This is a genomic window from bacterium, assembly GCA_021372515.1.
In the GTDB taxonomy this organism is placed as follows: Bacteria; Gemmatimonadota; Glassbacteria; order GWA2-58-10; family GWA2-58-10; genus JAJFUG01.
In genome coordinates this window covers 1-21,853 of sequence record JAJFUG010000074.1, presented here as the reverse complement: position 1 = coordinate 21,853, position 21,853 = coordinate 1, and the positions used below count along the sequence as shown (strand labels likewise).

Here is a 21,853-nt window from a genome sequence, read left to right as displayed (position 1 = left end):
CGCACCGCTACGGGTCAGGGCGTACAGGTAGCCGTCCTTCGAGCCGACATACACCGAGCCGTCCACATCCACCGCGGGGGATGAGACCACGGCGCCGCCGGTCTCGTAGCTCCACTTGAGCTGGCCGTTCGGGTAGAGGGCGTAAATTTTCTTGTCGCCCGAGCCGAAAAACAGCACCCCGTTACGGTCGGCGGCGGGCGAGGACAGGATCGGTCCGCCGGTGTTGAAAGTCCACTTCTCCTCGCTGTTGAACCCCGGGCCCATGCCGGCGATGAACTTGCCGTTCAGGCGGCCGACGAAGAAGACGCCCATGCTGTCCATCAGCTGGGCGCTTTTTACGATGAACTCATCCGCCGCAACGGCCGGATCGGGCGCGGTGATGCCCGGTATGACACTGGTTCCCTCATCCGCCAGGGCGGGCAGGGACTGGCTAAGGATACAAACGGCGAGGCAGAGGCTGAACAGTATCTTTGGGAATCGCATGGCAGATCTCCGGTTAAGCCTTCAGGCTTGAAAGGCGATGGACAGATGCAACAACGGGACCCATCACGGAAGATTTCGGGTCATGTCAACCTCCTTTCCGGCGGCAGCCGGAGAAGTACAAGTTGACAATCCCTGCCGAGTGGAGTATAAATGAAATGCGTGGTCTCGACAGAGATCGCGTGACTGGCCCGTTCCGTACTCAGTTGATCAGGACTGTGCGGGGCGGGCCTTTTTGTGATTGCAGGATTGACTTTCATAACATTCTTTACCTTCTTTACTGGAATCATAATCCAGGTTTCCTCTCCTGTCAAGAGATTATGATTATTTTTTTGCAATTATCCGGAAGAGGAATTCAAGGCAGGGCTTGAGCTTGGGTCGCGTCCGGCTCAGCGGCTGAACCGGCGGCGGTATTCCAGGGGGGCCAGGCCGGTGACGGCCTTGAAGCGGCGGCTGAAATGGAAGGGGTCGGAGTAGCCCAGGCGGAGCGCCACCTCGGCCACACAGAGTCCGGAGCCGCAGAGCAGCTCGCAGGCGTGCTGGACTTTCAGCCGGTCGATGTAGCTCTTGGGAAGGTAGCCGGTGGTCTTGAGAAACAGACGGCGGAACTGGCTGACACTCAGGTTGCAGAGCTCGGCCATCTGCGGGGCGGTCCACCAGCGCTCGGGGTTGGAGCGGAGCAGGCCGAGCAGGTTGTCGATGGAGGCGTGCGACTGCCTGGGGCGGGCGGCCAGGCGCTCGAAATACAGCTCGACCAGCAGGCACTGGAGCATCAGGTTGGCCTTGATCTGGGCCGGGAACGAGGGGTCGGCGGCCTGCTCGATGATCGGCAGAAGGCGCCGGGTGGGGCCGATGTCGATCACACCGTCCCGGATCACCCCCGAGCGGTAGAGGTGGTCGGCGACCGGCCCGCAGAAACAGAGCGCGTCCTGCACGTACTCCGTGCCCGTGCCGGCGTAGTCCTGCACGAACCCCGGCGTGCTGAGCATGGCCTGGCCTTTTTCCACCGGCATGAGTGTCTGCTCGGTGCTCCAGTACCAGCCTGCCCCCTCGATCAGGTGCGACAGCCCGTAGAACTGGAAATAGCGCGGGCAGATATACTCGCGCGGTACGAACCGACGGTGGTTGAGGGTGGAGAATATGCGCAGGCCCGAATCCCGGTGGATCGATTGCTCGCCCGCGGGCACCCGGTGCACGATCAGGTCGTTCTCCAGGCCGACCGGGTTGAGCGTGGGGTCGGGGAAATTACGCTTCTTTGGGGCATAGATAATGGTCGTTTTATCCATTCCAATTCCCAAGGACAGGGTTTATCTATTGAAAAAATAATTGCAGACCCGCCTTAAGCAATGATCTTTTTATCCAAATAAACACATCAAGTCCACGGACCCCACATGGGAACTCTGAGCGCACTCGACTGGGCGGTGGTGGCGGGCTATTTCCTGCTGATCTACGTGGTGAGCTATCTGTCCACGCGCGGCAAAGGCCGTCAGAGCGACGCCGCCGGCTATTTCCTGGCCGGCAAGGACTGCGGCTGGTTCGTGATCGGGGCCTCGCTTTTCGCCTCCGCCATCGGCAGCGAGCATCTGGTGGGCCTGGCCGGGGCCGGGGCGGCCCGCGGGGTGGCGGTGAGCCATTTCGAGATCATGGCCTGTTTCTGCCTGCTGGTGCTGGGCTGGCTGTTCGTCCCGTTCTACCTGCGCAGCGGGGTGTTCACCATGCCGGAGTTCCTGGAGCTGCGCTACGGGCGGGGGGCGCGGACCTACCTGGCCGTGATATCCATCGTGGGCTACGTGCTGACCAAGATATCGGTCACCATCGCCGCCGGGGGGATCGTGTTCCAGACCCTGATGGGGCTGGATTTCTGGACCGGCGCGGTGCTGATCGTGGTCGCCACCGGCGTTTACACCGTGTTCGGGGGCCTCCGGGCGGTGCTCTACACGGACATGATCCAGATGTTCGTGTTCATCGGCGGGGCGGTGCTGGTCACCCTGGCCGGTCTGGACCGTCTGGGCGGCGTGCACGAGCTGACCCGGAGCGTGGGGCCCGAGTTTTTCAACCTCTGGAAACCGATGAGCGACCCGGAATACCCCTGGACCGGCATTATCTTCGGCATCCCGGTGCTGGGCCTCTGGTACTGGTGCACGGACCAGTTCATCGTGCAGCGGGTGCTGGCCGCCTCGGATGTGCGTCAGGCCCGCCTGGGGACAATCTTCGCCGGCTATCTCAAACTGCTGCCGCTCTTTATCTTCGTGCTGCCCGGCATAATCGCCCTGGCCCTGTCGCGTAGCGGGGCGCTGCACCTGGAGAGCACCGACAGCGCCCTGCCGGCCATGATCGGCGCGCTGCTGCCCGCCGGGGTGCGCGGGATCGTGGTGGCCGGCCTCATCGCCGCGCTGATGAGCTCGCTTTCATCCGTGTTCAACTCGTGCAGCACCCTGATCACCTGGGACATCTACCGCCGACTGCGCCCGGCGGCCTCGGAGCTCCAGCTCGTGCGGGCCGGCAAGGTCTCCACCGTGGGGATCGTGATCCTGGGACTGCTCTGGATACCGCTCATCCGGCTTCTTTCCAAGGGGCTTTTCACCTACCTGCAGAGCGTGCAGGCCTGTATCTCGCCGCCCATTGCGGCGGTGTTCCTGTTCGGGCTGCTCTGGCGGCGGGTTAACGCGCGCGGGGCGATGGCGGCCCTGCTGAGCGGCTTTGTCCTGGGCCTGGCCCGTCTGGTGCTGGAGATCAACAAGTCGAGTCTGAGCGGGTGCCTGTTCCGCTACGCCGACCTCAATTTCCTGCACTTCGCCATCGCGCTGTTCGCGTTCTGCTCGGCTGTGCTGGTGGCCGTGAGCCTGACCGCCCCGGCACCCGGCCCGGAGAAACTGGACAAGGTCTGCCTGGCCGGCGCGGCCGCCGCGGGCGGGCAGGCCGGGCGGCGCCCGTTGCGCCTGGACAGCCCGCTTGCCATGACAATCCTTCTGCTGGTTCTTGTAGCTGTCATCTACCTCTGTTTCCGCGGATGAGACTATGAACGGATACGAGCGCACCAAAGCCGCCCTGGAGGGCCGCCCGCACGACCGCCCCCCGGTGATGCTGCACAATTTCCTGCACGCGGCCCGCGAGGCGGGCCTCACGCAGGCACGGTTCCGCAGCGACCCGGCGGCCATGGCCGGGGCTTTCATCCGGGCGGTGGAGACCTACGGCTACGACGGTATCCTGGTGGACATGGACACGGTGACCCTGGCCGGGGCGGCCGGGGTGCCGGTGGATTTCCCGGAGGACCTGCCGGCCCGCACCCACGGCGCGCGCCTGGAGGTGCTTCAGGAGGCTTTCGCCCTGGGATCGGTCCAGGTGGGGGCCTACCACCCGGTGCAGGTCTGGCTGGAGGCGGTGGCCCGGCTGAAAGAGCATTTCCGCGGCGAGGTGTACGTGCGCGGCAACTGCGACCAGGCGGCTTTCGCCCTGGCCTCGATGCTGCGCGGCATGCAGAGCTGGCTGGTCGACCTTCTGGGCGGTGAGGACGCTGCCCTGGAGCACCTTCTGCGCTGGTGCAGCGCTGTCACCTGCCAGTTCCTGCGCCTGATGGCCGCCACCGGCGCGGACATGCTCTCGAACGGCGACAGCCCGGCCGGGCCGGAGCTGGTCTCGCCCGACATGTACGCCCGCTACGCCCTGCCCTACGAAAAAGAGGCCGTGGAGGTCACCCACGGGTGCGGCCTGCCCTACACACTGCATATCTGCGGCGACACCGGGCCGATCCTGGAGCTGATGCCGCGCACCGGCTGCGATGCCCTGGAGCTGGACTACAAGACCGACCCTGTCCGGGCGCACGATATTCTGAAAGATTCGGTGACCTTTATCGGCAACCTCGACCCGAGCGGGGTGCTGGCCCTGGGCACGCCGGAGGATGTGCGACGCGAGGCGGCCCGGCTGATCGAGTTGTTTTCCGACACGCCGCGCTTCATCCTCAACGCCGGCTGCGCTATCCCGGCCGGCACGCCCGCGGCCAATATCCGGGCGCTGGTCGAGTCGGTGCGGTAGGTTTCGGGCAGGCTGGATTGAACCGCGTTTTCTTATCACCTCGACACGAAAGGGACGTCACGATGAAAGAAGCGCTACTCGCATTCTGGCTGCTGGGGGCTTTCTGCTGCGCGCTGACCGGCGCTCTGCGTGCCGAGACCCCAGGAAGTGAAATCCCGGCCTGCGCCTGGCGCCGCGCGCTGGGCGACACCGGCAGCCCGGACACCGGTTTCGTGGACATCCTTTCCACAGCCACCCGCAGCCGCAAGGGCATCCCGCTGGGCGGGATCGGGGCCGGTAATTTCATGTACAACCTCTGCGGCACGTTCGGCCCCTGGTCGATGAAACCGGCGCGCTACGAGGAGCGTTTCCTGACCCAGGCCGCGTTCCACGTGCGGGAAGAGGTGGCCGGATCGCCGGCCACCGTGCGCACCCTGGCCACGGGGGGCGTGCTCCCGGCCTGGAGCACTCTGGAGCCGGGTCGCGCCGACTACTACGCCCTGTTCCCCAAGGGCTGGTGCGTGTACAAGAATTTCAAGACCGATATCCAGCTCACCTTTTTCAGCCCCATAATCAAGGACAACTACCGCGAGACCTCCCTTCCCGTGGGCGTGTTCCTGTTCCGGGTGTCGAACCCGCAGCCCAGGCCGGTGAAAGTGTCGGTGATGTTCACTTTCCCCAACGCCCCCTACAACGGGCCGCAGAACCTTCGCGGCGGGAAAACTCTGGGGATAGAAAAAGAGGCCGTGCGGCTGGGGCTTGCCAACCGCGCCCTGCACGGGGCGGGTTACAGCGCGGTGCTGATGTCGGCCACGCACAAGGACAACCCGGCCGAGACCCGGAACAGCCAGTGGTGTATCGCCGCCGGAGAGGGCGCCAGCGTGGTGGCGAACTGGGACGGCACCGGGACGGGCAAGGACATCTGGGAGGATTTCGCCGCGGACGGCATGCTGACCGGGAAAGACCTGTCGCACAAGAAAGACATGCCTGCCGGCGCGCTGGCCGTGCAGGTGGAGCTTCAGCCCGGAGAAACCAGGGAGATACCTTTCGTGCTGAGCTGGTATTTCCCGCAGGTGACATTCGGCAAGGGGACAACCTGGCTGCGGCGTTTCACCGAGTATTTCCCGCAGTCCGAGCCGGACCAGGCCGTGGCCATCGCCCGCGAGGCCCTGGAAAGCTACGGCCGGTGGCTGGCCGAGGTGGACCGCTGGACCCGGCCGATAATCGACAGTCCCACCATCCCCGACTGGCTCAAGCAGGGAGCGCTCAACGAGCTTTACTACAGCACGTTCGGCAGCTCGTTCTGGGAGAACGGCTGTGTCACCAGGCCCAAGAAATTCGGCAACCGGCCGGGGCAGCACCTTTCGTTCGTGATGGAGTGCCAGGAGTACCAGTTCGCCGAAACTTTCGACGTCCGTCACCACGTGGCACGGGTCACCCGCGAGCTGTGGCCGCGGATGGAGCGGGACATACTGCTCCTGTACGCCGATTTCGTGATGGACAGCCCGGACGGCAGCGTGCCGCACGACGCGGGCGGACCCACGGATGACGCCCTTCAGGACTACGATTTCTACGGTGTGTATTACAATGCGGACGGCCACGGGATCGCCGGGCGCAAGACCACTCCCTGGTCGGAATTCTCGCCCAAATTCATGCAGCAGGCGCACGCCTACTGGTGGAAGACCCACGACGAGGATTTCCTGCGGCAGGCCTGGCCGGCCCTGTGCCGCACGTTCGACTACCAGCTCACCACCGACCTGGACCAGGATGGCGTGACCGAGATGAAAAGCTCGGAATATCTGGAGAACCGTCTGTTCAACGCCGTGTTCTGGATCGGGGGCCTGGAGGCGATGCAGGCCCTGGCCGAGCACCTTCACGACAGCGTCATGCTGGCCCGGGTGAACGCGGAGCTGGGCAAGGCGCGCGCCAAGGTGGAGCGCGATTTCTGGAACCCGGAGCTGGGCTACTACATGTACAACGAGAAAAGCCCGATCCTGATGGCGGATGCCATGCTGGGCCAGCGCTACGTGGATGTGACCGGCCTGGCCCCGGTGCTCGACCCGGCTCGCCTGACCTCGCACTACTATCAGCTTTTCAGGCGCAACGTGCTTCCCCTGCCGGATGCCAACGGGGATGGGATCGGGGACGCCGGGGTGGCAAATGCGCTCAACCCCGATTCCTCGCCCGGAGTGGGGGCCAGCGAGTACAGCCACCATTTCGAGGTCTGGACCGGGGTCTCCTACAACGCCGCGGCGAACCTCTACCACTGGGGCCGCGAGCGCGGCGAGGGGCCGCTCATGGCGGATGCCCTCCTGGCCGGCTGGGGCGCCTACTACCGCAGCTGGCTCGACCCGAAAGCCGCCTACTGGTTCTCCACCCCCGAGGCCTGGCGCATTGACGACCCCACGCACTACCGCGCCCTGATGTACCAGCGCGCCCGCGCGGTCTGGGAGCTGCTGCTGGAGGTGCACGACCCGTTTTGAGCCGACTGACAGAGTTGCGGAAGTCCGAAAATGAAAAGGCCGCAGGGACACGATCCAATGGTCCCTGCGGCCTTGCTGTTATTTAAACTGCCTGGAGGGGAAAAAGCCCGCCGCACTCAGCGGCCCGCGGACGGGGCCAGCTTGACCGCGAATGTCTTGAGCTGGTATGGCTCCAGGTCGAAAGTCAGCTTGTTGCCGCTGAAAGCGGCCTCGGCCTTGGGCTCCTCGATCCCGTTCAGCTCGGCGGCCCGGGTCAGCCGGTCCCGGAACGTGCAGGCGACCTTGGACTGTTTCGCTCCGGCCAGCTCGCGCACCCGCAGGGTGTAACCCTCGCCATTCTCCATTTTCTTCAGCGCCATCAGGGCCACCTGGCGGTTGTCGATCCGCAGCAGGGAAAGCTGACGGCCCAGGCGGCCGGGGTGCGACTCCACCCGGGTCGCCAGCAGCGGCTGGTTCAGCCCGGCGGCCTGCCAGACCACCCCGGCGGCGCGCCAGTCGCCCGCGTGCGGGTAGACCGCGAAAGTGACCCGGTTTTCGCCCAGGTCCATGTCCGGCGAGGCAATCTCCTTGGAGATGCCGGGACTGGTCCCAGGGGTGTGGATCAGGGTCAGCCGCAGGGTGTGGTCATCCGGCTTGTCCCAGCCGTACTTGCAGTCGTTGAGCACCGCCACGCCGCGACGCCCGGAGCTGTCGGTCAGCTCGGCCCACATCTGCCCAGGCACCTCGTACAGGTTGGGGATGTTGCTTCCCCGCTCGATGGCGCCCAGGCCCAGGTCGTAGGCTGCCTTGGAGTTGGCCGCGGCCAGCGGGAACGCGGCCTTGAGCATGGTTGCGCGCTGCTGCCAGTCGATGCGGTTTTCCACCTCGACCCGCGGGCTGCCCGCGCTCAGGTGGATGTCCTGGATGAAAGTGGAGCCGCCGGCTTTGCGCTCCACCCGCAGCGTGGCCCTGAGCGGCCCGCTCTCGACCAGGCTCACTTTGGCCGGCCCGGCCACCGGCTGGGGCGTGGACATGACATCCTTGTAGCTCACCTCCCAGCGCGGCCAGTCATCCGGGGTGTCGGGCAGGAGCTGAAGCTGCAGCGGGCCGGAGAGGGTTTCCTTTCCGGTTCGGCGGTCGCGCAGCGAGGCGATGTCGCCGTTGGAGTCGAGGCTCAGCTCCAGCGCGTCATTGGCCAGACCGCTCTGTGTGGCCTTGAGCGTTGAGGGCAGGCTGCATGCCGCCGCGGAGGCGCGCACGTCGTAGACCGCCGCTCCGCAGGCCGGCGCCTTGGCCTGGAACGCCAGGCTGAGGCCCTTGCCGGAGCGCTCCAGCACCTGCGAGAGCACCTCCTTGCCATCCGGGCCGAACACCCGCACGAACTGCGGCGCCGCGCCGTCGGGGTACTCCACCTGCGCCAGCGCGGTTTCCAACCTCTCCTGGTTCAGCGGGTTGAACACCAGCAGGCTCACGCCCTGGCCGCGCGTGTCCATCTGCCCGGACAGCGCGGTGAGGCTCGCCTGACGGAGACCCGCGAACTGCTCGCCCGCGGCCCTCTCCTCCGGCAGCGAGTAGTCGGTGTAGACCTCGGCGATGCTGGTGCCGGGAAGGTCATCGTGGAACTGGTGCCAGAGGAAGCGGATCCAGGCCGTCTTGAGCGAATCGGCGGGATAGGGGCTGCCGGCGAGCTGTTCGGCCAGCACCGAGGCGCACTCGCTGGAGAACCCCAACTGCTCGTTCAGGCGGTTCTGGAGTTTCATCTGCGCCCGGGAGGTGTAGGTGCCGGTGCCGTGGACACGGGCCAGGAACTCGCCCCGGTAGCGGACCAGCTTGTCCCGGAGGCCCTGGGCCAGGATGTCCTTGAAGAGCTGGTCCGAGGGGGCCAGCACTACCTTGATCTCTTCCTTGTCGTTACGCGCGATGCGGTCGAACAGCTTGATCACGTCCTCCTCGGTGCACTCGTCGTCCTGGCCGCAGCAGCAGCCCCCGCCACGATCGCCCACCCCCATGTAGTCGAAGGCGGCATGGATGCCGGTGGTGAGGCCCAGAGTGTCGATCTGCTCCGGCCGGATGTCCCAGCTACTGGTGTAGGCGCCGGGATTGATCGCGGCGATGAGCGAGGAGCCATCCACACCCTCCCACAGCCCGATGTCGAAGGGCTTGGGATAGGCCCCCGAGGGCTGCGCCAGCCAGGGGCAGTAGATTTTCTGGGTCGAAAAGCCGATCATCCCGCAGTGGACGCTCACTGTGGGCAGGGCCATGCCGAACCCGAAGCAGTCGGGCAGGAACACGTCATCCGCCCGGCGGCCGAACTCCTGCTGGAAAAAGCCGTTGCCGTACAGGTACTGGCGCACCAGCGATTCCGGCGAGGGCACGTTCACGTCGCAGGCCACCAGCATGCCGCCCGCCAGGCGCCAATTGCCTTTCTGGACGTAGCGCTTGATGTCCGCGAAATGGCCGGGGTAATACTGTTTGAACAGCATGTAGTGGTAAGGGGCCTCGAAATTGAAGACATAGTCGGGGTACTTGTCGAACAGGTAGAAATTCCGGAACGCGGTCAGCGGCAGGTAGGAGTCGATCGTGTTCTGGACTGTCCAGAGCCACTGGGTGTCCAGGTGCGAGGTGACGGCCACGTACTGGACCTTGTCGCGGGTCAGATCGTAGCCGGCGGCGGCCCGGGCCCCGCCTCCTACGGCCAGGCAGACCAGAACTGTCAACAGGGGCAGCCACCCACGGCGGTGCAGACTCATGTTTCCTCCCGAAACGGTATTTGGGCGGTGTGCAGGGAAATGAAACGACTGAACGGCGGGCCAGGCCAGGACGGACTGTTTTAAACTACTGTCTGCGGCGGTATTGTCCAGAAAAAATACCAAGCCTGGCTCAGTAAGCTCCCGCCGGATGTATGCAACTCTAAGCGAAAATACATCTCTCACCCGCTCTGCCCTAACCGTGGCTGTGTTTTTTCAAAAGCGTACAAATACGCTGTGCACAGTTCACACCCGAGCGAGAGGCGGAAAGTCGACTTGTTGATCTGCGACCTGGTGCGGGCCTACACCGAGGAAAGCGGCGGGGTCCGGACTTATATCGACCAGAAGCGCGAGTACATCCGCCGCCGGACCGGGCACAGCCACCTGCTGGTGATCCCAGGCGAGCGCGACAGCGTGCTGAGCGAGGGCGGCCACACGCGGGTGACCGTGGCCGCCCCGTTCCTGCCCGGCCTCAAGCCCTACCGCATCATCGTGAATGTCTGGAAAGTGGCGGCCCTGCTGGAGCGGTTCCGCCCCGACCTGGTGGAGTTCGAGTCGCCCTATTTCCTGCCCTGGGCCGCGCGGATGTACGTGCACCGCGCCGGGGCGCCGCTGGTCGGGTTTTTCCACACCGATTTTCCCACTGCCTACGCCCGTCTGGCCGCCACGCGGCTGTTCGGGGCGCGGGCCGGGGCGGCCGCCGAGCGCTGGGCCGCCCGCTACGCCGGCCTGGTCTACAACCGCTGCGACGCCGCGGTGACCTCCACCGGGCTGAACGTGGCCAAGCTGCGCGCCTACGGGGTCCAGCGCCTGGAACACATCCCCCTGGGCGTGGACCCGCACGTGTTCCGTCCGCGGCCCCCCGACCCCGCGCTGCGCGCGCGCTACGGGATCAGCCCGCGGGATTTCCTGCTGGTATACGCCGGACGGCTCGACCCGGAAAAACGCATCGGGGTGCTGGTGGAGGCGGTGGAGCGCCTGCCGGAGACACTGCGTCCCCGTCTGCTGCTGATCGGGGCCGGGCCCCTGGCGGCCGAACTCGATGCGCGGCGGGAGCAGAGCGAGCGCCTGCGGGTGCGTCCCTACCTCACGGACAAGGAGCAGTTGGCCTGCCACCTGGCCGCGGCCGACATGTATGTCACGGCCGGGCCGTACGAGACTTTCGGGCTGTCGGTGCTCGAGGCCCAGGCCTGCGGCCTGCCCGTGGTGGGGGTGCGCGCCGGGGCGCTGATCGACCGGGTGCCCCCGGAGCTGGGCCGCCTGGGCGAGCCGGACTCGGCCGAGCAGATGGTGGAGAACATCGCGCACCTGGCCGCCAACGGCTTGCGTGAAACGGGGGCGCGCGCCCGCAGCTACGTGCTCGAGCATTACTCCTGGGAGCGCACTTTCGGCGACCTGTTCGGCCTGTACGAGCGCCTTGTCGCCGCCCGGACGGCCGCCACCTCTGGCCGGGCGGTGGCCGGATGAGCCGCGGCCGGGTCCGGTACGCGCTCAGGATGCTGCTCGTGGCCGGGATCAGCCTCTACCTGGCCCGCTCGGGCAAGCTGGACCTCGGCGCCCTGGCCGCGGTGCAGCACGATATCCCCACTGCCCTTTACGCCCTGGTTTTAACCCTGCTGGGCATGCTGCTGGTGTTCCAGCGCTGGCGGTTGCTGCTGCGTTCGCATGACATCGGGCTGGGTCTGGGCCCGGCGCTGCGGCTGACCCTGATCGGCATCTTTTTCAGCGTGGTGCTGCCCGGCGGCCTGGTGGCGGGCGACCTGGTCAAGGCCTGCTATGTCTCGCAGGTCACCGAAAAAAAGGGGGCTTTCCTCAGCTCGATAGTCTTCGACAAGATCATGAGTGTCTACACCCTGCTGTTCATCGCCGGGCTGGCCGCGGCGGACGCCCTGTGCTGGGGGCTGGCCGGCACGCGCGAGGTGGTGGCCGCGAGCCCGCTTCTGCGCCAGATCTGTCTCTATGTGATCTTGGGCTTTCTGGGGTTCAGCGCGTTCCTGGGGCTGCTCTCCCTGGGCCGGTCGGACAGGAAACCCGCCACAGCCGGGCCGGGAGGGCTGAATCAGCTGACCGCGTTCCTGTCGCGCACCGGCCGCATGCTGCGCCACTACCGGGTGCACCCGCGCCTGGTGCTGCAATCGTTCGTCATCTCGCTCTACTGCCACCTTTTCACCTACTCCGGCCTGTACATGGCCGCGCGCCTGGCCGGCGCGGGGGGGCTCAAGGCCGGGGCCTACCTGTTCATCCTGCCCCTGGGCACGCTGATCAACTCGATACCGCTCACCCCCGGCGGCCTGGGCCTGGGCGAGGCCGGGTTCGACCGCCTGTGCCACTATTTCGGCTCGCCGCTGGGGGCCGAGCTGGCGGTGATCTACCACGCGGTGTTCTTCTTCATCGCCCTCAGCCTGGGCGGGGCGGCATTCCTTCTCTCCGGCAGCCGTCCGCGCGCCGCTGGCCCGTCGCTGAGCGCCGCCGCCGAGCCGGAGCAGGGCTGAGCGGGCGGTCGTCCTATCAGCATCGGTCTTAACTCCCTTGTCCCAATTACGCTTTGACTTTGGCCCGGTTGTCCTCGCGACTACGAGCGGGCGGCCACCCGGCCGCCGTTTTGCTTTATGACGGTCTTTACTGCAGGAGCACGGCAGGACAGGCTGACAAACTTTTCGTTCTCTTGGTTACGGCCAAGAGAACCAGAAGCCAGTGGGGGCCGTAAACTCGCCCTGGCTTTCTATGCTTTCCAGCCGATGGTGTGCATGAAAATTTTGCACGCTGCCCTCGTTGCAGGGCGACGCTGGCGCTGATTGCCCGCCGGGCTTATGGCGCTCGAACAAGCTTAAGTGTGCCCGCCGCATTTTCTCCGCTCCCCCGGCGAGGCTCAGACATACGGCCCCCGTGCGGCCCGGCGGGCCGCCTTTGAGGCATTCACCCATATCCGGGTCTGCCGTAGGGGCGACCGGCCGGTCGCCCCCGCAGAGGGAATCGGCCATCCCGGATAGACCGTCGGTATGCATAGGACTGCATTCTATCGGCTCCCGCCGACACCTCCTCCCACTCCTTCTTTCACAAATCCGTAAATCTGCAACGCTTTAACTAACAAGAATCTGCACGATATCCCGCGAACGGCTTTTCTGGCCCTATAACGCCAAAAGTATACTACATGCAGTATAATGCGGTTCTCTGTATGCACTCGGCATACCACGCGGTCCAAACCCGCTCACCCGGAGGGATATCGTGTCGCATTACGCCGAAATGCTGGTTTCCGAGGACCGGGGCGAGGAGCTTCACGCCCGGGGCTTCAAGTCCGCCGACCTTCACGTGCACAGCCACCACAGCCCCTGCGTGCCCGGCTCGCCCGCGCTCTCCCCGCGCGAGCTTTACCGGCTCGCCCGAAGAAGCGGCCTCGATTTCATCGCCATCACCGACCACGACAACATCGAGTCCCACTCCGACCTGGCCGGCTGCGAGGGCTTTGTCCCGGGCGTGGAGATCAAGATCAAGGACCGCGAGCGGGTCGGACATACCCTGCATATCAATGTCTACGAGCTCGACCGCTACGATTTCGTGGAGCTGGAATCCATCGCCGGCGCGGACAGCCCAGACCTGGAGGCTTTCGTCACCTACTGCCGCGGCCGCAACCTGCCCTATGTCTACAACCACCCGTTCTGGTTCGAGCCCTCGGACGAGCGGGTCAACCTCAAGGCCATCCCCGGGATCATCCGCGAGTATTTCCCGGTGGTGGAGTACAACATGCACCGGGTGCGGCGCAAGAACCTGCTGGCCGCCGCCCTGGCCGACCGTTTCGAGCGCGGGATCGTGGTCAACACCGATACGCACATCGGGGACGTGGGCCGGGTGCGCAGCCTGGCCCGGGGCGAGACTTTCCGGGAGTTCTACGACAGCCTCGCGCGGCGGGAGGCGTTCCTGGTCAACGCGGACCTGAGCCTGAAGAACCTGCTCCAGGAGGGCCGTCAGTACCTCACCCTGTTCCGCAGCATGCCGCCGTCGGAGGTGTTCGAGTTCCTCAGCCGCGGCGCGCTCAAGGATTACCCGGCCCTGGCGCGCTTTATCCGCAGCGCCTACGACCGGGTTACGGGTCGCTCCACACCGCAGTGGGTCGGACGCTGGCTGTACTCGCCCGATCCGTACGCCTTCTTCATCTGGCTGTATGTCACTTTCGAGAACACCCACGGCCGCCTGATGCGCCGCGAGCTGGCGCCGTCGCTGGCCCGGGCCTGAGCGGGGCAAGATGAGCGAGCGTATCCTTCTGGTGACCATGACTCTGGGCCGCTGGGGCGAGACCAACGGCGTGGAGTACACCTACCGCAACCTGCTGCCCTTTTTCCAGGCGGCCGGGTTGGGTGTGGACGTTGTCACCTACGGGCCAGCGGACAGCGAGGAGCGGGACGGCTCGCTCACCTTCCACGTGCGCCGTCCGCGCCTGCCCCTGGGCGTGGACCAGGACCTGAAAGTGGATGTGACCCTGCTTTTTTCCTCGTTCTCCAAGGCGCTCACCCGCACCCGCTACTCGATAGTCCAGAGCGGCACTCCCTGCCCGCTGGGGATCGCGGCCACCATCGCCGCGCGGCGCTCGCGCTGCCCGCTTATCAACGTATACCACACCGCCCTGGACCGTTTCGCCGGGGCGCGGGTGGCCCGCAGCCTGGGCGGGGCCGTGGGTGCTGCGGTGCGGCGCTCGGTCGCCTGGGGCGAGGGGCTCTATTTCAACCACTCCGACCTGATCCTCGCCCCCACGCCCAGCGTGCGCGACAGCCTGGCGCGACGGTTCCGCCCGCCGGTGGAGGTGCTCTCGCGCGGGATCGACGCCGAAAAATTCAGCCCCGCGCGGCGGCGTAACCCGGAAAACCCTCTGCCCGTGGCTCTGTTCGTGGGCCGCCTGACCTCGGAGAAAAACCCGGAGCTGCTGGTGCGTATCTTTGCCGAACGGCCGCGGGTGCATCTCAAGGTGGTGGGTGACGGCGGCCTGCTGCCAGAGCTGAGGCGCAGTCTGCCCGCGGCCGAGTTTACCGGCAAGCTGACCGGGGAGGCTCTCTACGACGCCTACGCCGGGGCGGATTTCTTCGTGTTTCCCTCCCGGACTGACGCTTTCGGCAACGTGGTCCTGCAGGCGATGAGCTCCGGCCTGCCGGTGGTGGTCACCGACAGCCTGGGCCCGCGCGAGCAGGTCCGCCACGGGGTCAACGGTTTCATCGCCGCCGGGGATGAGGAATTCGCCCGCGCGGTTGACAGCCTGGTTGCGGACAGCGCCCTGCGACGCAGCATGGGCCTGGCCGCGCGCCAGTTTGCCGAGACCCGGCGCTGGGAACAGGTGTTCAGACAGCTCATGGAGCACTACTCCACGGCCGGACGCCTTTACGCCGCCCGCCCGCAAACGGCCTGAGGCCGCAGACGGGCGCGCGCTGCTCCGGACCGGGCAAGGCCCACTCGAGACTGCGGAGGTCAGAATGCACCCCGATAGACGGTTTCTGAAACTTCTCCTGCCACTTCTGAGCGCGCTGTGCTTTCTCGCCCCGTCACCGCGCCCGCTGGCCGCCGCGGCCGGCCGCCCGGTCCACCCCCTGTACGATGAGCGGCTCGACCGCGCCGCGCACCTGGTGCTTCAGATGAAGCTCGACCCGGCCGACAGCCTGATCGAGGCCTGGATCGCCGAGAACCCCAAGCGTCCGGTGGGCTATTTTTTCAGCGGCGTGTCCCAGGCCTGGCGGCTGTTCCTGCAGCCCGAGGGCGCCGACCTGGAGCCGCTGAAAAAACGTTTGGCCGCCACCCTGAGCCGCTGCAGTCTCCTGTCCCAGAAGACCCAGGGACGGGGCGAGTACGGAGCGTTGGAGGGCTCGCTGTACGCCGGCGCATCCTGCGGCCTGGAGGCGATGCTGGCCATGCTGGACGGCCGCTACCTGGTGATGGCCCCCCTGGCGCACCAGGCCTGGGGCCACATCCAGCAGGCGGTGGTGGCCGACCCGCTGTTCTACGACAGCTACATGAGCGTGGGAATCTACCAGTATTTCACTGGCCGCCTGCCCGAGGTGATGCGCCTGATGGCGGTCTCGTGCGGGTTCGAGGGCGACTGCCGCAAGGGCCTGGACAACCTGCGCCTGGCCGCGGCCAGGGGCCTCTACTCCGGGGACGAGGCCCGCATTGTCCTGATGAACATCTACGCGATCTACGACGAGCCGCTGGATGAGGGCGTGCTGGAGATGGCCCGCGGCATGTTCGAGCGCTACCCGGACAACCCCCTGGTCCAGGTGCGCTACGGCGACCTTCTGCTCAAGGCGGAAAGGTTTGACCAGGCCGAGGCGGTGTTCGGCGGGATCGAGCGCAAGATCAGCGCCGGGGCGCCGTTCTACGACAACAGAATCTTCTCGGCCGAGGCGGTCGCCTACCGACTGGCCCTGAGCGAGAAAGGCCTGGGCCGCGACGGCCAGGCCCTGGAGCGCCTGCGTGCGATCCTGTCCCTTGGGGATGCGGTCAGCCCGGAGTGGATAGTCCCGGCCAGCCACCTCGAATGCGGCGAGCTTTACCTGCGCGCGGGCGACCTGGAGAGCGCTGGCCGCGAGCTGAAAATGGCCTCCTCCGGCAACCACAGGAAATCGCAGAAACGGGCGCGCGAGTTGCTCGACCGTCTGGCCGCCCAGTCGCGCCAGGGCGAGCTGTCGAACCTCGCTCCCTCCGGCGCAGCCCGCTGAGGCGCCTGCCGTCCGGAACGTAAACCCGCCTCGGAACAAGGGGCGGGTTTACAGTTTTTTCCCGTGTGTCGAGATTTTGTTGAAAGAAAGGCGGTGGATGGATTATTTTATTGAAATGGTGATGATCTTTTGAACGGGTCCGGGATGACAGATCGGGGGAACAGGCCGGGAGGGAGTGAGGGCGTTGTTCCCTGCGGGTGAGGATGGGGCCTTTGTACCGGGATGGGGGCTGGCGGGAGGGTGACGGTCGGAGCCGCGAGAGCGGTCCGGGCCGTCCCGTCCCAGGGTGGAAGACGGCGGAGGGAGGCGGCTGATGAAAAAGATTTCCGGGCTGATTGCACTCACTGTTTTCAGCGTGGCGCTCTGGCTATTGTTCCACGAGCTCCAGCACTACCATTACCACCAGATCGCCCGGGCGGCGCACGCCATCCCGAACGCGCGGATCGCGCTGGCCCTAGGCCTGACCCTGCTGAATTATCTGCTCCTTACCGGCTACGACAGCCTGGCTTTCCGCTACATCGGGCAGCGCCTGAGCTACCGCGAGATCGGCCCGGCCTCGTTCTTCGCCTATTCCATCAGCAACAACCTGGGCTTTTCCCTTTTCAGTGGGGCGGCGGTCCGCTACCATTTCTACTCGGCCTGCGGAGTGTCGGCCGGGAACATCTCGCGGGTCGTGGCGTTCTGCTCGCTCACTTTCTGGGCCGGTTACACGGCGATCAGCGGCACGACTTTCCTGCTCAGCTCTCCGCCGGTTGACGGACTCCTCCAGGGACACGCCCTCTGGCTGCGTCCCCTGGGGGCCCTGCTGCTGACTCTGCCCGCGGCCTACCTGATCCTGTGCCGGCGGCATCGCGGCCCGGTCCGGTTCAAGCGTCTCGAATTCGCCCTGCCCGAGGTGTCCGTTGCGGCCCTGCAGTTGCTGGTCGGCGCGGCGGATATAGTCCTGACCTCCCTGGTGCTTTTTGTCCTTCTGCCGCCCGAGCTCCACCTCTCCTACCCCGGTTTCCTGGCCACGTTCAACCTGGCCCTGATCGCCGGCCTGCTCAGTTACGTCCCGGGTGGACTGGGCGTGTTCGAGACCACGGTCCTGCTGCTGCTGCCCTCCGAGGCCAAGAACAGCGCCGTGGTGGGCGCACTGCTGGCTTTCCGGGTGATCTACTACCTGTTGCCCCTGATCGCCGCCTCGGCCTCGATCACCGGGATCGAGCTCTACAGCCGCCGTCACACGGTGGGACGGGTGGCGCGCCAGGCCGGTGGGGTGGTCAGCTTCCTGCTGCCCCATTTCCTGGCCGCCACCACCTTTTTGGGTGGAGTGGTGCTGCTGTTCTCCGGGGCCACTCCCACGATCCACCACCGCCTGATCCGCCTGATCCAGTACCTGCCGCTGAGCGTGATCGAGGTCTCACATTTCCTATCCAGCCTGGCCGGGGCGGCCCTGCTCATTCTGGCCCGCGGCATCCAGCGGCGGCTGGACTCGGCCTGGCAGGTGAGCCTCGCCCTGCTGCTGCTCGGGGCGCTCTGGTCGCTGCTCAAGGGCCTCGACTACGAGGAGGCCACGCTGCTGCTGCTGTTCTGCCTGTTGCTCTGGAGCAGCCGCGGCCAGTTTTTCCGCAAGGCTTCGCTTGCGAGCGAGCGTTTCACCCCCGGCTGGATCGTGCTGGTCTGTGTAACCCTGGCCGGCGTGGTCTGGGTCGGCATGTTCTCCTACAAGCACGTGGAATATTCCCACGACCTGTGGTGGCACTGGGCCCTGTACGGGGACGCCTCGCGCTCGATGCGGGCCGCCCTGGGCGCGGCGGTGATCACGGTGCTTTTCGGCCTGGCCCGTCTGCTGCAGCCGACGCCGGCCAGCCCCCGGATGCCGGGCGCGGAGGAATTGCTGCGGGTCCGCGACATAGTGGATAAAAGTCCCGACACGCGTGCCTGCCTGGCTCTGTTAGGGGACAAATCCCTGCTTTTCAGTGGGAGCGGCCAGTCGTTCCTGATGTACGGGGTGTCACGGAGGAGTTGGGTGGCGCTGGGCGGCCCGGTCGGGCGGCCGGAGGAGGCGCGCGAGCTGGTCTGGAATTTCCGCGAGATGTCACACCTTCACGGCGGCTGGGCGGTGTTCTACGAGGTGCGGCCCGCCAACCTTCCCTTGTATCTGGACCTCGGGCTGAGCCTGGTCAAGCTGGGTGAGGAGGGTTTAGTGCCGCTGGAGGATTTCTCGGTGGACGGGGCCAGTCACAAGAGTTTCCGGCGTTACCTCAACTCCGTGGAACGTGAGGGCGGGCAGTTCGAGATCGTGCCGGCCGGGCAGGTGGCGCAGGTCCTGCCCGAGCTGCGGGCCGTGTCGGACAGTTGGCTGAGTCTGAAACACACGGGCGAGAAAAGATTCTCACTGGGCTTTTTCGACCCGCGGTACCTGAGCCTCCGTCCGGTGGCGGTGGTCCGTCGCGAGGGACGGATCGTGGCTTTCGCCAATCTTATGTACACGGACCTGAAAGAAGAGTTATCGGTGGACCTGATGCGCTACGGACCTGAGGCCCCGGAGGGGTCGATGGAATACCTGTTCGTCCGGCTGATGCTCTGGGGCCGCGAGCAGGGGTTCGAGCGCTTCAACATCGGGATGGCCCCGCTGTCCGGGCTGGAGGACCGCACCCTGGCCCCGCTCTGGAACCAGGTGGGGGCGTTGCTGTTCCACCACGGGCAGCATTTCTACAATTTCCAGGGCTTGCGCGCGTATAAAGAGAAGTTCCATCCGGTCTGGGAGCCGCGTTATCTGGCCACCCCCGGAGGCCTGGCCTTACCGCGCGTGCTGACCCACCTGGCCGAGCTGGTGGGCGGCGATATCCTGCGCACCCTGGGCCGTCCCGCCGCCCGCCGTCCGGGCAACGGCAGGCCGGAGGATGGCTCACAAGCCTGAGCACCCGCCCGGGCTACTCGTAGCGCAGCGAGCGCACCGGGTCGGCGCTGGCGGCCCGCGTGGCCTGGAAACTGACTGTGGCCGCGGCCACGGCCAGGGCGATCACTCCGGCCAGGGCGAAAGTCCACCAGTCCAGGCTGGTCCGGTAGGCGAAACTCTCCAGCCAGCGCCGCATCACCCACCAGGCCGCAGGCCAGGCGATCAGGATCGCCACACCCAGCAGGGCCAGGAACTCCCGCGACAACAGCAGGATTATATCACCCACCGAGGCCCCCAGCACCTTGCGCACCCCGATCTCCTTGGTGCGCCGCTCCGCGGCCATCGCCACCAGACCCAGCAGGCCCAGGCAGGCGATCAGCACGCACAGCACCGTGAAACCGGTCACCATCTGTCCGGCCAGCCGGTCATCGTTGTACTGCCATTCGAGGTCGCCGTCCAGGCGCCAGTACGAAAATGCGCTGGCCGGGTCCAGACGCTTCCAGGTGCGCTCGAGGAATTCCGTCCCATCGGACATGTGTTCCGGTTTGAGGCGCAACTGCACGTAATAGAAATCGGAGGGACGATAGACCATGGCCAGCGGCTCGATGGGAGTGTGCAGTGAGTTGAAGTGGAAATCCTTCACTACCCCGATCACCCGGCCGGGCTCGGTTTTGATATACCCCAGACCGGCCCCGGCCTTGGAGTCCAGCCAGAACGTTTTCCCCACCGCCTTGTCCCAGCCCAGTTTCTTTTTCAGGGTCTCGTTGATGACATAGACGCCGCTCGTGTCCGCGCCCATTTCATCCGAAAAGGCCCGCCCCTCGGTGATCTGCAGCCCGAAGAACGGGATGAACGCCGGGTCAACCGAGATGTAGCGGGTCAGCCACAGCTCGCCCGGGTTCTGGCCCTCGAAATGCATGATCGCGCCGGCGATGCCCTTGCCCAGGGGCGAGATACCCGCGGCGCAGACCCCCTCGACCACGCCCGTGGCCAGCAGCTCGCTGCGCACGGATTCGTAGCGCGGCCGCAGCGCCGGACTCATCTGCACAGTCAGCACCCCCGTGCGGTCGTAGCCCAGGTTTTGGCTGCGGACCCAGCGCAGTTGTTTGAGGATGAACAGGCTGCAGACGATCAGGAAAATCGCGGCCGCGAACTGCACCACCACCAGGGCCCGGCGCAGCAGCAGGCCTTTGACTTTCCCCACACCCGAGCCTTTGAGCACCTCCTGCGGCCGCGGCAGCGACAGGAACAGGGCCGGGTACCAGCCGGCGAGCAGCCCCACTCCCACTGTCACCAGGGTCATCAGCAGGAACAGACTCCAGCCGCCGGTGAAAGGGATATCCGGGCCGCTGATCAGGTTGTCCTCCAGCAGGGGCCGGCTCAGCTCGATCAGCACCTGGGCGGCCAGCACGGCTACCAGGCTGACCAGCACGGACTCGCAGAGGAACTGGCGCACCAGTTGTGAGCGGTTGGCCCCCACCACTTTGCGCACCCCTACCTCGCGCGAGCGCTGGGCCGAACGGGCCGTGGCCAGGTTGATGAAATTGATGCAGGCCACCACCAGCATCAAGAGGGCCACGGCTATAAAGATGAGGGTGTAGGTGATGTCGGCCTTACGCCAGTGCAGGTTGTCGTATTCGATGTGGCTGGAATAGAGATGCACCCGGCTCAGGGGCTGCAGCTCGAACCGGATGCCACCTGAGATCGAGACCCCGTGTATCTGGATTTTATTCAGCAGGCCGGCGGCGGAGATTTTCCGCTCCAGCGCCCGTGAATCTGCGCCCGGAGCGAGAAGCAGGTAAGTGTAGAAGTCGGGCAGGGCGCGGTAGCTCTCGAGGGTTTCGAGCGGCCAGCGACTGGTGAGCGGGGCCAGCAGGTCAAAATGCAGGTGCGAGTTTCCGGGCAGGTCTTTCAGCACGCCTGTCACCTTGAACTCCTCGCTGCCGTTAAGGGTCACGGTGCGGCCCATCGCTGCGCTGTCGCCGAACAGCCGGGTCGCCATCCGGCGGGTCAGCACCAGGCTGGTGGGCTCCGACAGGGCGCTGGCCGGGTCGCCCTCCTCGAACGGGAAGCTGAACAGGTCGAACAGGGAGTTCTCGCTGTAGCAGAAAGACCAGCTTTCGATCTCCTTTTCCCCCACCCGGACTTTCACCGCCCCGTCCGGATTGTAGTATATCCGGGCGAAGTTTTCGACCTCCGGGAATTCGCGTTTCAGGTCCCGCCCCACCCAGCCGAACGAGCCGCAGTTGGTCGTGGGTATCTGACCGGGGAAATCCAGGTGCAGGAGCACCCGGCAGATACGGTCGTAGTTGTGGTTGAACCGGTCGAAGGAGAAGTGGTAGATCACCTGCGGGGCGATTATCATGCAACCGGCCATGCCCAGGGCCAGGCTCAGGATATTGATCGCCGAGTAGACCTTGTGCCGCAGGAGGTTGCGCAGCGCCACCTTGAAATAGTTGCCCAGCATCGACATTGTATTACCCTTCCCAAGCTAACTTTATGTGTTTTCCGACAAGGCGCTGTCACTCGTAGCGCAGCGCTTTGACCGGGTCGGCGGTGGCGGCCTTGAACGCC

General features: G+C 65.8%; 13 protein-coding genes. 9 read left to right on the top strand and 4 right to left on the bottom strand.

Annotation, left to right across the window (positions count from 1 at the left end; translation table 11 throughout):
• The coding region (locus tag LLH00_08015; protein ID MCE5271215.1) for a PQQ-binding-like beta-propeller repeat protein at positions 1 to 483 on the bottom strand (483 nt) is incomplete at its 3' end.
• A gap of 386 nt (positions 484 to 869) precedes the next feature.
• Positions 870 to 1,766, bottom strand: coding sequence for an AraC family transcriptional regulator (locus LLH00_08010; protein ID MCE5271214.1), 897 nt, complete (start codon positions 1,764 to 1,766; stop codon positions 870 to 872).
• A 105-nt stretch (positions 1,767 to 1,871) separates the two neighbouring features.
• Here LLH00_08010 and LLH00_08005 point away from each other — a divergent pair, with 105 nt between their 5' ends.
• The 3 genes from LLH00_08005 (at position 1,872) to LLH00_07995 (ending at position 6,974) form a co-directional block, all read left to right on the top strand.
• Positions 1,872 to 3,494, top strand: coding sequence for a sodium:solute symporter (locus LLH00_08005; GenBank protein MCE5271213.1), 1,623 nt, complete (start codon positions 1,872 to 1,874; stop codon positions 3,492 to 3,494).
• Between the two features lie 4 nt (positions 3,495 to 3,498).
• Complete coding sequence (locus tag LLH00_08000) at positions 3,499 to 4,512, top strand: uroporphyrinogen decarboxylase family protein (protein MCE5271212.1); 1,014 nt, start codon at positions 3,499 to 3,501, stop codon at positions 4,510 to 4,512.
• Between the two features lie 62 nt (positions 4,513 to 4,574).
• Positions 4,575 to 6,974 (top strand): hypothetical protein, encoded by a 2,400-nt coding sequence (locus LLH00_07995; protein MCE5271211.1) that lies wholly within the window; start codon positions 4,575 to 4,577, stop codon positions 6,972 to 6,974.
• Between the two features lie 116 nt (positions 6,975 to 7,090).
• On the opposite strand, the gene LLH00_07990 is transcribed toward LLH00_07995, so the two are convergent.
• Positions 7,091 to 9,703: an alpha-mannosidase gene (locus LLH00_07990; protein MCE5271210.1), complete on the bottom strand. Its 2,613-nt coding sequence runs from the start codon at positions 9,701 to 9,703 to the stop codon at positions 7,091 to 7,093.
• Positions 9,704 to 9,976: 273 nt separating this feature from the next.
• On the opposite strand from LLH00_07990, the gene LLH00_07985 reads away from it, so the two are divergent.
• From LLH00_07985 to mprF, 6 genes are all read left to right on the top strand, one after another.
• Complete coding sequence (locus LLH00_07985) at positions 9,977 to 11,167, top strand: glycosyltransferase (GenBank protein ID MCE5271209.1); 1,191 nt, start codon at positions 9,977 to 9,979, stop codon at positions 11,165 to 11,167.
• Positions 11,164 to 12,192, top strand: coding sequence for a flippase-like domain-containing protein (locus tag LLH00_07980; GenBank protein ID MCE5271208.1), 1,029 nt, complete (start codon positions 11,164 to 11,166; stop codon positions 12,190 to 12,192). The genes LLH00_07985 and LLH00_07980 overlap by 4 nt, the downstream gene beginning before the upstream one ends.
• 733 nt (positions 12,193 to 12,925) lie before the next feature.
• Complete coding sequence (locus LLH00_07975; GenBank protein MCE5271207.1) at positions 12,926 to 13,930, top strand: PHP domain-containing protein; 1,005 nt, start codon at positions 12,926 to 12,928, stop codon at positions 13,928 to 13,930.
• A gap of 10 nt (positions 13,931 to 13,940) precedes the next feature.
• The gene (locus LLH00_07970) at positions 13,941 to 15,092 is read left to right on the top strand and encodes a glycosyltransferase (protein MCE5271206.1); all 1,152 of its coding nucleotides are present in this window, start codon (positions 13,941 to 13,943) and stop codon (positions 15,090 to 15,092) included.
• Positions 15,093 to 15,156: 64 nt separating this feature from the next.
• A complete protein-coding gene (locus LLH00_07965; protein ID MCE5271205.1) occupies positions 15,157 to 16,395 on the top strand; it encodes a hypothetical protein in 1,239 nt (412 codons plus the stop codon).
• Between the two features lie 313 nt (positions 16,396 to 16,708).
• Positions 16,709 to 19,300, top strand: coding sequence for a bifunctional lysylphosphatidylglycerol flippase/synthetase MprF (gene mprF / locus LLH00_07960; protein ID MCE5271204.1), 2,592 nt, complete (start codon positions 16,709 to 16,711; stop codon positions 19,298 to 19,300).
• 13 nt (positions 19,301 to 19,313) lie between these two features.
• On the opposite strand, the gene LLH00_07955 is transcribed toward mprF, so the two are convergent.
• Positions 19,314 to 21,752 (bottom strand): ABC transporter permease, encoded by a 2,439-nt coding sequence (locus LLH00_07955; GenBank protein MCE5271203.1) that lies wholly within the window; start codon positions 21,750 to 21,752, stop codon positions 19,314 to 19,316.
• Between the last annotated feature and the right edge of the window lie 101 nt (positions 21,753 to 21,853).